The 12,536-nt window shown below is 30.5% G+C and carries 13 protein-coding genes and 1 tRNA gene; 5 read left to right on the top strand and 9 right to left on the bottom strand.

Features of this window, described 5'->3' with window-relative positions; genetic code table 11:
* Positions 1-233 precede the first annotated feature (233 nt).
* Positions 234-1,196 carry an App1 family protein gene (locus tag NYQ10_RS08785; RefSeq protein ID WP_289880056.1) on the bottom strand — a complete coding sequence of 321 codons (963 nt, stop codon included), beginning with the start codon at positions 1,194-1,196 and terminating at the stop codon, positions 234-236.
* Positions 1,197-1,256: 60 nt separating this feature from the next.
* Between NYQ10_RS08785 and NYQ10_RS08790 the strand changes: the two genes are divergently transcribed.
* Positions 1,257-2,126, top strand: coding sequence for a diacylglycerol/lipid kinase family protein (locus tag NYQ10_RS08790; RefSeq protein WP_289880058.1), 870 nt, complete (start codon positions 1,257-1,259; stop codon positions 2,124-2,126).
* Between the two features lie 196 nt (positions 2,127-2,322).
* Here NYQ10_RS08790 and NYQ10_RS08795 read toward each other — a convergent pair whose 3' ends face one another.
* A complete protein-coding gene (locus tag NYQ10_RS08795) occupies positions 2,323-3,468 on the bottom strand; it encodes a GNAT family N-acetyltransferase (RefSeq protein ID WP_289880059.1) in 1,146 nt (381 codons plus the stop codon).
* 115 nt (positions 3,469-3,583) lie between these two features.
* On the bottom strand, positions 3,584-4,072 hold the full coding sequence (locus NYQ10_RS08800) for a DUF1761 domain-containing protein (protein ID WP_289880062.1): 489 nt from the start codon (positions 4,070-4,072) through the stop codon (positions 3,584-3,586).
* Between the two features lie 525 nt (positions 4,073-4,597).
* Here NYQ10_RS08800 and NYQ10_RS08805 point away from each other — a divergent pair.
* Complete coding sequence (locus NYQ10_RS08805) at positions 4,598-4,903, top strand: hypothetical protein (RefSeq protein ID WP_276175041.1); 306 nt, start codon at positions 4,598-4,600, stop codon at positions 4,901-4,903.
* Positions 4,904-5,009: 106 nt separating this feature from the next.
* Here NYQ10_RS08805 and NYQ10_RS08810 read toward each other — a convergent pair whose 3' ends face one another.
* Complete coding sequence (locus NYQ10_RS08810; protein ID WP_289880064.1) at positions 5,010-6,197, bottom strand: Ppx/GppA phosphatase family protein; 1,188 nt, start codon at positions 6,195-6,197, stop codon at positions 5,010-5,012.
* A 228-nt stretch (positions 6,198-6,425) separates the two neighbouring features.
* Here NYQ10_RS08810 and NYQ10_RS08815 point away from each other — a divergent pair, with 228 nt between their 5' ends.
* Together NYQ10_RS08815 and NYQ10_RS08820 are read left to right on the top strand one after the other, a co-directional pair.
* Entirely contained in the window at positions 6,426-7,055 is a 630-nt protein-coding gene (locus NYQ10_RS08815; RefSeq protein ID WP_289880066.1) for a hypothetical protein, read from the top strand.
* A 138-nt stretch (positions 7,056-7,193) separates the two neighbouring features.
* Positions 7,194-7,583, top strand: coding sequence for a hypothetical protein (locus NYQ10_RS08820; protein ID WP_289880068.1), 390 nt, complete (start codon positions 7,194-7,196; stop codon positions 7,581-7,583).
* Between the two features lie 409 nt (positions 7,584-7,992).
* On the opposite strand, the gene NYQ10_RS08825 is transcribed toward NYQ10_RS08820, so the two are convergent.
* The 4 genes from NYQ10_RS08825 to NYQ10_RS08840 form a co-directional block, all read right to left on the bottom strand.
* Positions 7,993-8,065: transfer RNA gene (locus NYQ10_RS08825), tRNA-Met, on the bottom strand.
* Between the two features lie 91 nt (positions 8,066-8,156).
* The gene (locus NYQ10_RS08830; RefSeq protein WP_289880069.1) at positions 8,157-8,681 is read right to left on the bottom strand and encodes a DUF4269 domain-containing protein; all 525 of its coding nucleotides are present in this window, start codon (positions 8,679-8,681) and stop codon (positions 8,157-8,159) included.
* 3 nt (positions 8,682-8,684) lie between these two features.
* Positions 8,685-10,211, bottom strand: a complete 1,527-nt coding sequence (locus NYQ10_RS08835; protein ID WP_289880071.1) for a glycosyltransferase family 39 protein — start codon at positions 10,209-10,211, stop codon at positions 8,685-8,687.
* 143 nt (positions 10,212-10,354) lie between these two features.
* Positions 10,355-10,903 (bottom strand): DUF4494 domain-containing protein, encoded by a 549-nt coding sequence (locus tag NYQ10_RS08840; protein ID WP_289880073.1) that lies wholly within the window; start codon positions 10,901-10,903, stop codon positions 10,355-10,357.
* Between the two features lie 405 nt (positions 10,904-11,308).
* On the opposite strand from NYQ10_RS08840, the gene NYQ10_RS08845 reads away from it, so the two are divergent.
* Positions 11,309-11,554: a hypothetical protein gene (locus tag NYQ10_RS08845; protein WP_289880074.1), complete on the top strand. Its 246-nt coding sequence runs from the start codon at positions 11,309-11,311 to the stop codon at positions 11,552-11,554.
* Positions 11,555-11,582: 28 nt separating this feature from the next.
* On the opposite strand, the gene NYQ10_RS08850 is transcribed toward NYQ10_RS08845, so the two are convergent.
* Entirely contained in the window at positions 11,583-12,521 is a 939-nt protein-coding gene (locus tag NYQ10_RS08850) for a hypothetical protein (RefSeq protein ID WP_289880076.1), read from the bottom strand.
* Positions 12,522-12,536 lie beyond the last annotated feature (15 nt).

Raw genomic sequence — 12,536 nt, forward strand, 5'->3', positions numbered from 1 at the left:
TTTCAAGTTTTGCTAGGATGAGTAATTTTTAACGCAAAGTTCGCTAAGACTATTTTTTACTAATTGATATACATTGAGAATATTTAAGTTCGCAAAGCTTTGTCGATAAGCTTTGCGAACTTTTCGTTTTTCATTAAGCCCTCAGATCAAAAATCTTAGCGAACTTTGCGTTAAAATATTCACTCAGTTCGAAACCTGAAACCTGAAACCTGAAACCTGAAACCTGAAACAAACTACTTTATAATTCCAATAGATCTAGAATGTTCAATCGCTTGACTGCTATCTTTAAAATAACAAACAGAAACATTTAAGCTTTCTAAATTCTTTAAAATTTTGGTCACTTCTTTTTTCTGAGATTTACCAGTTTGTCTAATATAAACCGCTATAACAGTTACTGGAAATATTTTGCAGATTCGCTCGTACAAAACTGGATCGTGTTGCGAATCGTCGCCCATTAAAACATATTTTAAAGTCGGATAAAATTCTACAACATGTTTTATTTTTTCATATTTATGATCGTGGTTTCCTCTGCCGCTCATAAAAAAATCGGTAATCCCTCTTTTGATATCTTTAAGTAAAAAAACTGCTTTTGGCAATTTGTTTATTTTAGTAAATTTTGCAATAAATCGGTACAAATTCCATTCACTACTTGAGATGTAGAAAAATGCATTTACTTCTTCAGTATTTTGACGTCCTGCAGAACTCAATGCTTGATAATGTGAAACAACATCTTTAAAAACTTTTCGGTCGTTTACATTTCTGAACAATAAAATATATAATTTTTTAAAGAAATTATTCGTGTGCGAAATCAAAAAAGTATCGTCAATATCAGATATGATTCCGAGTTTTCCTTTGTGAGGTCTAATAAAACTGCCTTTGCAGGTTATAGTTTCATTGTTGTATTTCAAACTCACTTCATAAGGCATCCATCCAAAATGAGTTTCTTTTTCTAGCGGAATACAAAAATTGAAATAACCGTCATCTAAAGTTTTAGTATGAATTGTTTGGTCATTATAATGAAGATAAACATCGAAGTTTTTAATGGTTTTTATTCTAAATAAATTGAGAATTGAGCGGGCATTTTTTAAGTTTCGCCTCTGAAAATCATAATTGTTTTCTCTTCTTAAAACGTGTCCCATTACAATTAATTCTTGTTCATTAGCATAACCTCGATATAATTGTAGAATTGGTTTCATTTACGTACATTTATGTATACTGTAATTTACTCAATTTAAATTATTTTTAAAAATAAAATTTTGAAAAAGAATATCCTATTTGTTGTCAATCCGATATCGGGTGACCTTGATAAAACCGATTTAGTTGGTGCTGTCGAAGAATTTGCAACCACAAATCATTTTGATCTGGAAGTTTATGAGACGACTGGAAAAAATGATATTAAAAATATTCAGACGCTTTATGATAAATTCCTGCCAGAACGCATTATTGTTGCAGGCGGCGACGGAACTATCAAAATGGTTGCTGAAGCTATGGAAGAACATGATGTTATAATTGGAATTTTGCCTGCAGGTTCGGCAAACGGACTTTCGGTAGATTTAAATTTACCAGATGGAATCGAAGAAAATCTAAAAGTTGCCTTTTTAAATCATTATATCGAAATGGATATGATTTGTATTAACGGCAAAAAAAGTATTCATTTAAGCGATCTTGGTCTTAATGCCAACTTGGTTAAAAACTATGAAGAAAGTGACGTTAGAGGTTTCTGGGGATATGCCTTGCAAGCTTTTACGACACTTAAAGAATCAGAAGAACCTTTTGTGGCAACTATATCTGCGAATAATAAAATTGTAGAACATACGGCAAGAATGATTGTTGTGGCTAATTCGCAAAAATACGGAACTGGTGTAATCATAAATCCAAACGGTTCTATGAATGACGGAAAGTTTGAATTGGTAATTTTAAAAAGCCTCGATTTATTATTAATCGGAAAAATTATTACCGGAAATATGCCAATTGATTCAGATGATATTATCATAATTTCAACCGACAAAGCAGAAATAAAAACCGATTATCCCGTGAATTTTCAAATTGATGGAGAATATTGCGGAGCGCAGAAATCTTTAGAAATTCATATTTTGCATAAGCAAATGAAAATTGCAGTTCCTTAGATTTTAGAATTAATTCTTTATTGAAAGATGTTATCAGTTATGAATTATGCCGCTCCGCTGGAGCTTCTTTATTCTAATCACTTATTTTCTATAAATATTACGCTCTTCCAGAGCTCAAAAAAGCTCCGGTAGGAGTGAAATATTTATAGAGATCTATCTACAAAAAAACTAAAAGCTCCAGCGGAGCGGCATATTATTACTTAAATGGATTTCTTTCCTGCCATTCTGTTTTAGGTTCTAAATAATTAAAAAACCTAGAAATGTTATGGTTAATTAATGCATTACTATGCGTAATTAAGCCATACATTTTTACTGGTTTTGCTCCAACAGAACTTTTGATTTCTAGCGCAGTTCTGGCAAAAACAATTTCTCGAAAGCCTTTTTTAATAGAATAGGCAATCATATCGTACAGCATATTCAAATACAGCATTTTTTCACGCTGAACACTTTCGTCATAACCTAAAAAATAAGTATCCATTACATTGCCGTTTTTTATTAAAGTATTGAAACCAATTAATTTTTCATCTAAAAAATAACCGTAAAGAAGAAAATCTTCGCCCATAATTTCTTTGAAAAAACTAAAGTGATTTCTAGCTAGAAAAAAAGTATTAAAAGGAGCATTTTTAGCCACATGAAAGTACAAATCGTAAATAATGTCTTCATATTGCTTAATGTCAGAAAGTGACATTTGCTTTTTTGCAATTCCTTCCGATTTTTTTCGCGCGCGTTTATATTGATCTCGGTATTTTTTAGATAAAGCATCAATATAATCTTGTTCGGTTTTCCAGTTTTCATTGATTTCGAAAATCATGTTGGGCTGAGTCGAAAACGTGTAGTTGTTTTTAAATTCAGCTTGCAAAGGTTCGATTTCTTTTGCAGTAAAATCTTTTATACTCGTTATATGAACTTTTTTTCCGCTTTCTTTTAAATTTTTCTTTAGTTGATTAATTGCTTTATGAAGAGTTTTAATCGCCTTTGATTGCTTGATTTTTGGATCAAAAACAAAAGCGTTTTGACCTGTGAGCATATTATTTCCAACAAATAAAACATGCGAAGCAAAATTCTTTAAAGCAAAATTACGAACAGAAGTTTTCAAACACTTATCGCGCTCTCCAAAAGATTCTAGTTTTTCTGCAAATAAAAATTGCGTTAAAACAATTCCGACTAGTTTTTTTTCTTCAAAAATTCCGATAAAATGGCAAGTCATATTTACTGGAGAAGAGTTTTCCAGAACTTCAAGATATTCTCTTGTCAAAAAGACATTATTTTCTGCAAGCGAATTCCATTCTGAAGGTAGCAGAGAAGCACTTTTGTAAATTTGGAAAGAAAAAGTTGTGTTCAAGAGAGTAGACTAATTTCGTCAAAATTAGATAATAATTGTAATAACTAACTTTCTTTAAGTTATTATTAAGAAAAACTCGTTTGATTCTTAAACCAAACGAGTTTCTATATTTAGTTTATGCGAAAGCACAGATAATTCCGCCCATTAATGTTAGTGAAACCATCCAATATCCAGCATGAATAAAAATATATTTCCAAGATTTTCTTTCGAATAATCCATTAATCCCGATAAGTGGAAAAGCAAAAAATAATCCAGACATAAATCCGTGTAAAGCTCCATGTTTGAATGTTCTGTAAGCAGTGCCGTAATCTGCCATAAAAGCAGCAAAAGAAGGTTTAGCGCTTGCTATTAATGGTGGTCCGCCAACCATTCCGACTGCTCCAGATTGATGAATTGTCAAAGACATTAAAGTCATCGAAATCATTAAAGCAAAAATGTAAGTAAACCCAAAAATCTTGAGCATATTTCCATTTCTAAGTTCTTCTTGGGTGAATTTGTTTTCTCTCATCCAGATCGTTCCAAACACTTTTGGGTTATACCAGATAAAACCAACAATAAGCGTTACAACAGCCGAAATCAGGAATGCGTAAAAGTTAATTTCCATAATGTGAGGTTTTTAGAATTAGTTAGTCAAATGTAGTTAAAAATAGGTTATAATGAGTATGTTTTAAAATTGAAAGATAAAACCTGTTAAATAATTATTTATTAACAGATTGTCGACATTATGAGTATTATATCTATGAAATCCATAATTTAGCCTACGAATTAAGAGACAAATCGATCTATAGAATATCTCATATTTTTCTTGGAGAAAAACAAAAGAAGAAATGTCTTTTAGCACAAACATAACCAAAAAAATAAATTACAATTGTTACCCAAAATTAATCGTGCTTATGAATGAATTTTACACTCGTTAAAAAAGTTGATTAAATATATTTAGTTAATTGCAAAACCGTAACTCGTTTACGGTTTTTTGTTTTTTTAGAACGGATGATATTTCAAAAAAAATAACATTTAATTTAGAAAGGTTTTTTTATGTTTGTCTAAAAATTTTATAACTTTAATATAAACATTTAAGAGAGAAAGCCGAGTGATCGGCTGTATTACTAACCAATTAAAAATAGAAATTATGACACTACAATATCAAGGTGAACAATACGGAAAATCTGCAATTTTTACGATTAGAATTATTGGTAATAATTTATCAAAAAGTAGTTCAAATTATCAGATTGATCTTTTGGTAAACGATAAAAAAGTACCAACTTTTACAACTGAAATTCACCAAAGTCTTTCAAATTGCTTAAAAGAAATTTATTTGTTTAGAAAGCACAACGGAATCAAATTTGACGAATCATCAGAAAAGATTGTTTCACTTTATGTTCCTTACGATAGAGTCTTGTTCAACCACAATAAATATGCTTTATTCAGAGCATAATTTTTCTCAAAATAAGATTTAAAGACCATCTAAAAAATGGTCTTTTTTTATATAAAAAAAGCTTCAGAGAAATCTGAAGCTTTTTAATTTATGATAAGACAAATACTTAAAAATTAGTATTTACTTTTTTAGAACGATCTGCGATATAAGAAATCAGCCAAGTAACTTGTCCGTCTTTTACAAAATAAACTTTTTTAGAATTTAAATTTGGAATACCTTCTAGACAAGTTGTTAAGATATTATTTGCCGAAATAAGATACGCCTGATCATACGTTTTTAAAACTCTTTCTGCTTCTTTATTGGTTTTAGCAAGGTTTGTAAACTTATTGAAGTTGTTTTTTAAGATAGCATCGTAATTGATAATGTCTTCCATTGTCAAAGTAACATAATGCTCTTTTACGTTTTCATTATAATAAAGTGTTGAAAAAGCCCAAACAGCGCCTCCAGATAAATAAACTTTATCTTTTTTAGCCAAAAGCGGATTTGCATCAATCATTTCTTTTACTTTTTTACGAAGAATCGGATTGTAATCAAAAGATTTTTCTTGATATGTTGACATATCATTTGCCTGATTTGGATTTGCTACCGTTTTCTTTACAGCATCTGTAAGTGTCATTGTTCCGAAATCTAATTCTAACGGAATGAACTCTAATTTGTTATCGTCAAGTTCGTCAATATATCCACCTTTTGTAGTTTGAGCGCCGATGTCTAAAAGGAAAGCGTTTGCATAATCAACAGGAGGCATAGCGCCTTTAACCAAAGTTTTAGCTTCTTCGTTAACATTAAGAACGTCAAGATTTTTGTCTGTTAACATTTTGATTTTGTTTTTCAAAACATCAACATTGCTTGCAGATGCAAAAACTGGAGCGGCAACGATGAAAATATTTTCATCAAGAATTTTATAATCGGTTCTGATTTTCTTCAACTGATCTACAACAATTACACTTGTTTTATTAATGTCTTCTTGAGTCAACTGACCGTTAGCGCCAATATGATCAGCGAATGGAATTCTATCTGTCCAGAAAGAAAGAATTTTGTAATCAGCTTTTCTGATATTATTCACATCAAGAACAGAAACTTTAATCGCTCTACGTCCGATTTCAATTCCAGCATAAATGCTTTTTTGAGAGAATGAATTGATAGAAAAAAATAAACTGACTAGAATAAAAAATAAAATTTGGGGATTGTTTTTTTTAAGCATTGTGTTGTAATAAAATTTAAAATAAAGAATGTTCAATAATTGGTTTTTCTCCCATTCAAAATAGGGGGCATTTGCGAGCGCAAAGATACTCATCCCAAATCATTTTTTAAATGCTCAATTTTTAAAATAATGCAAAAAGTTTACGATTTATTTAAAACTTAACATTGAAGAATGAAAAACCGAAAAATTCAGTTTCAATTATGGAAGTTTTTTTATCAAATTTGTGATGTGAGTTTAAAAGATTCAGAAGTTAATTATTATTGTAAATTACTTGAAACAAATAATGTATTACTTAATAAATAAATGGAGGGTATAAAAATTATGCAAACAATCAAGAAATATTCGGTTTTAGTGTGTATGGTCGTTTCTGTGATTTTGATAGTAATAGCGGCGTCACTTTATCCGGGCGGATCGTTACTTGATAAAAATTCTATTGGATTTGGCTGGTCAAAAAATTATGTAAGCAATTTGTTTGCGGCAAAAGCCATAAATGGTTTAGAAAATCCTGGTAGAATTTGGGCAGTTATCGGAATGGCTTTTCAGTCAGTTGGCTATGGTGTTTTTTTTATTCATATGTCAAAAAAAATAACTTCAAGCTGGGCTAACATTTTAAAATATATAGGAATTGCCAATATCTTATTTATTTTTTTAATTGCAACACCTTTGCATGACGTAGGAACAATATCGATTGTTTTAACTTTGATAGGCTTATTTGTAATTACTGTACTTATGCTAAAGTCAAAACTTCATTTTCTTAAAGTTTGTTGTATTATTTGCTTATTGACTTTTTACTGTTTCTTTATCTTATTTGGATTTGGTTATTTGGCTTGGGCTATCATAATGCAGAAAGTATATAATGCAAGTGCAATACTTTTAGTTTTAGGATTAGAGTATTTTACTAAATCTGAAGACTTTATACAAATAAAAGCGACAGCACAAAAATTGAAGTGACAAAGCATGCGCTAGCGCGAGCGTCCCGCTCGTGAACGTAAAGTATTTTTTAATATAAATTTACAATAATTGATTTTCTGTGTGCACACGAGCGGGACGCTCGCGCCAGCAGGGGTATTATAAACAATTTTACAAACAATGAGAAAATTTTTAATCTTTATACCTATAATAATTTTAGGTTGCGTAAATAAATTGCAGGAAGATCGCTTGTATTTGAAAGAAATAAAAACAAAAAATAAGGTTATAGAATGGTTTTATTATTCAAATGTTGGTTCAACTAGTGCCGACTATGTTTTACTCTCTGATACAATAAAAAATGGTAAAAGTGACACAATTGTTAATTCAACAAATTTAAAAGATGTTCGTCTTTCAAACGATACAATTGTTTTATATTTTTATGGTAAGCCGCAAAAATATGACGATTATTTAACGCTTAAAAAAACTATCGAACACTTTAAAATTAAAATTGATACAAGTTCAGTATCTGAAGGGCCAATGCCAATAAGGGAGTCGTATTTAAAAAAATAGTTATTTTATTTTATTAACTTAATATACTTTCAAAAAAGAAAACTAAATTAAGCGTGCATTTTGCATCCTTAATCATTTTTATAGCCCTCTCAAAAACCTCTTTTTCTTTTTTTTGTTTAAATTGTTTCGAAACATATTCATTTATTGTTTCTCCGCGAAGCAGAATATCTGTCAGATTTTCTTTCACATAGTTTTTTGATTCAAGATTTTGAAAGTTTTCAAAATTTGTTGAAATAGAGTTTTGATGTTTTCTTTCAAACACAAGAATATCCATCGCGCAGCTTTCTTGAATTCTCGATCGCTCCGATATGTAGACAACGATAGCGCAGATTTGCAATCTGTGCCCGCAAAAAGAATCGGAAAGATAGAAACAAAAAAAGCTCCAGATTTCTCTGAAGCTTTTACTTTGTAGCGGGAACAGGACTCGAACCTGTGACCTTCGGGTTATGAGCCCGACGAGCTGCCTACTGCTCTATCCCGCGATGTTTCGGGTGCAAAGATACACACTAAATGTGGTTTTGCAAGTTATTTTTGTAATTTATTTTTTTGAACAGCTGAAAAACGTGATTTCTCTTAGACTTTATAATCTAATAATTCCTCGTAAACATTTCCTTTTAAGCCTAATAACAAGCCAAAAGCAGGTTCCGTTTTTATACCTTTTTCTTTTAATTTAATGATTTCTAATCGGAAGTTTTCGTCTTTACAATGGAGAATTTGAGCTTCAACAAGCATATGTCTGTAGCCATTTTGTTGTTGAGTTGGAATATTCTGTCCGAAAATTTCAATTTCAAAATCACCAATATGGAAATTTGCAATAACAGATTCTTGATTATTTATTACATTTTCGCGAATGGTAAAATGGTTTTCTTTTGAAAATAAGCTTTTAATTTTTTCTATGAATTCTGATTTGTTTTTCCAGCAACAGATAATATCCAAATCGCTATTTTTTACGTCTATATTTATCGGAATTGTGCCAACTAAAATAGGATCAAAAGTTGAGAGATTTTCTAAAACTTTGTGTTTCGTTAAAACCTCAAATGCCAATTGCTGTTTCTGATTTCCTGTTTTTAAATAAGAAATGTCCGTGAAATCAATCATTTATTATTTTTTATAATTTTTCTCTTCTTTAATTTCTTGTTCCAATCGTTTGTTTATGTCGATTTTAGCATTAGTAAAAACAAAAATTGTTGTTCTGTATTCTCTCGAATATTTATTAGTAATCTGACCGCCAATTGTTGCAGTTTCAAAATAAGGAGAAGTTTCTTTAAGTTCTTCATTTTCTTCGTCAAATTCTTTTACACGAATCAAGTTTTTGTATTGAATTTTAAGATTAAACCAATTTACATAATCGGCGTTAAAAGAAACGGCTTTAATTCCTTTCTCAGAATAATAATTAATTGCTCCGGCTTGTCCGTAATTATCGCAAATCACGATAGTTTCTTTTTGATTTGGAATCAAAGCGAACAAAGAATCTGTTTTTCTTGCCAATTCTTTCCAACCTAACATATCGGCAAAATCTTGCGGCAATTGATGATCTTTTCCGTCTTCCCAACGAAGCATTCCTAGTTTTTGGTATTTCTCTGAATGTGAAACTATATACTCGGGACTTTTATTTGGAAAAACAATATCGTACATCGGAATAAAGAATAAAATCGGAAGTGCAATAAAAACCGGTTTTAAATATCGTTTCCATCCTTCGTTCAAAACTTCAGATAAAAAAACAGCACCAAAAGCAATATAAATCGGATACAAACCAATTACATAATACGCTTTTGCTTTGAAGTAAATAAAAATGAAAAGAGTAAAAACAAACGAAGCAAAAAAGACTTGAAATTTTTTAAGAGGCTTATAAAAAATAACGGCATAAAGTCCAGCTAAAATCACGAACAAACCGCCAATAAAAAAGAGAATCTGTTCTTTTATAAAACTTGCTAAATCAACATTGACCAATTGCGTTTCTGCCAATTCTCTCATATGATGCACAATAGGAAACTGATTTCTGTATTGCCAAACGAGATTGGGTAGAATGAGCATTAAACCGAAAATTAAAGCAAAATAAAACTGCTTTTTTATCAGCATTTTTCGTTGGCTAGAAAGTATAATGGCAGGAAATAATCCGAATAGTAAAAAGACGATGTTGTATTTATTTAAAAACCCGAAAGCAAAAATAATAGCTCCAAAATAAATCCATTTTGTGTCTTCAGAAATAATGTATCGAATTAGAACATAATAAACCGCAGTCCAACACAAAACATCTAAAGAATTGGGCTGATATAATGTATTAAGTCGCAATAAACACGAAAATAAAACACATAAAGCGCCTAAAATTAAAGCGTAAAGATTTCCTTTTAAAAGCTCGATTGTTTTCCAGACAAGCAAAAGAGTCAATGCGCCAAATAGGGCAGGGAAGAACTTAACCCAGAAAACAGAATTTCCAAGCAACAAAATAATACAAGAAAACCAAGAAGTTACAGGCGGAACCGACAGAAATCCCCAAGCGGTGTGATGGGCTTGATCTAAATGCAGATATTCATCGCGCTGTAAATCGTATTCGGGACTAATTAAAATATATTGCAGAATAAATTTTAAAAGAATAAACCCGATTAAAATCAGTGTTTTTTTGGTCATGAAGTGTTTGGTTTTGAGGTAAGTCGTTTCAAGTCAGTTTAATGGTATTACGAATATAAGATTTATTTTGATGTGAAAAACGTTGGCAACGTTGTTGAAACAAATAAAAAAGCTCCAGATTTCTCTGAAGCTTTTGTGAATTTTTATTCTTCTGTTGCCGTTTCAAATTCCATGTGATCGACAATTTCTTCGTCTGGTCTTTCTGGTTTAGAAGCTTTTAAAGCATTAAATCTTTCTAGCATTTCTGTTTCGCCTTCTTCACCACTGAAATAAGGAAAAACATCCATAATTGGTGATTCTGAAATTGCAGGAATCGAATATTCGCCCATTGTATTTTTCATTACATGAATCGTATTGTCAAATGCTTCGCGAACATCATTTGCTTGAACTAGCATATACATGCTTGTTTTACGCTCTTTACCACTTTCTTCATCGTAAGCAATTAAAGAAACTTTAGACTTAAACCATCTGTCTGCATTTTCAAACGGATGAATTTCGGCGTAATTCGCCACTTTTATATTCGTGATTTTAAATTCTTCACTAATATAAGCCGCCATTTCTTCGTTGATTCTTTTTTCAGCTTCTGTATAAGACAAAGCATCAACCAAATACGGTTCTGTTAATACTTTTTGTCCGCCAGTTTCGTCTGTTTTTCTATATTTTACTTTGCATTCGTACCAAACTACACTCATCTTCTTATAAATTTTAAGGATGCCAAAGATAATTTTTACAGGAAAATAAATAGTTAAATCTTCAAATAGATATTCACAATTTTGACTGCTTTTTGGTAATGTTTTGAGATTGTGAAAGTTGTGTTTTTTATTCGAAATGTTTTGTAATCGTATTCATTCCTTTTTAATTATAAAAAAATAAAACTATTTTTTGCTTGTAAATAATTGTTTTTCAATGTTTTATTTTTTGTGAATTTAAAACTTTTAAAAAAATGAATTTTCCTCAAAACCAAACTTTCAAAATGAACGTAAGTGTGGGAATACAGTGGTTGGGAATGAGGCAAATTCAAAAGATAGTAGTTTTTGGCAGAACAGAATCTTACCGCATTCCTAGCCATTGTTTTTATAATTTGACCACAGTAATTTATGACAGGAAAATTAAACGTTCAAAAGTTAAAAGAGACTTTAAATTATCTGGAAAGCAAACAGCGCGAATTAAAAAGACAATCTAATGCCGATACGCGCAGTTTGGAATCGATGATAAAATATTTGAAAAAAGATATGATTGATCAATATAATTTAGCCGATCATCATTTGACGATAAAACAAGAAATGAAAAATACTGAAGCTTTTATCGAGCACGTAAACAGCATTATCGAAATCAATTTTTAAAACCGCTTTTTATAGTCGAATTTTACTTTTATTCTAGCTTAAATTTTTCGTTTTTGCAGTCCAGAATTAGTTTGTGATTGAGAAAAAGTTTGTTTCCAATCATTCCCTGCATTCCGGAACGCTTCATTAAGAATTTTTGCAATTCTGATGTGCTTTCAATATGCGTTACTTCTGAAAGGTTTAATTTTAAATTTCCGAACTGAATTTGCTTTTTCGCAGAAGCGGTAAAAACAGACAGCGTATTTCCCCACGAATTTCCTTTTTCTGTTTTTATTTGACTATTCTCGATTTTGTATTTTTTCCAAACTTCTTTTGTGGTAATAAATTCGTAGCCGCTAGTTCCCGAATCGTAAAGCAGTTTTAAATTTTCATTTTCTACTTTTGCGGAAATTAAAATTTTACGTTTTTTGAATTCAAAATCTGTGAAATCTTTCTCGTCAATTTGTTCAATAAATGAAAATTGTTGATTCTTAAAATCTAAAACAGTAATTCGTTTTTCTAATAAATCTGTTCCGATGGTCCCGATTATATTTTCGGCATTCGGATCTTCAAAATCTACTTTATTTCCATAATTTAAAACTTCAAAATTTTTCGAAATTATATTCATTTTGCCAATTTTAAAACGTGTTGCAATCTGATTTTTTTCAGAATTGAATTGCATATGATTTTGATGTTTTTCGGAAATTGATTGTAATGAATTTTTATAGAAAACCGTAATTGGCGAACCCGAATCAAATTGCATGTAAAATGTTTGATTGATTCCGTCGAGTTTTATTGGGAAAAGCAAAGCTGAATGTGAGTTTTCATCTGAAGAAATCCATTTCATCGGAATATTTTCTGCAGTTTCTGAAACGGTTAAATAATTTTCTGGTGGAGTAAATTTCTTTTGAAAATAAAAGTATCCTCCCAACAAAAATAAAATGATAATAACTAAACTAACGGTTGCAATTTTCTTTACTAATTTCATGTCTAAATTTTTCTG

This window comes from Flavobacterium johnsoniae, from assembly GCF_030388325.1.
Classification (GTDB): domain Bacteria; phylum Bacteroidota; class Bacteroidia; order Flavobacteriales; family Flavobacteriaceae; genus Flavobacterium; species Flavobacterium johnsoniae_C.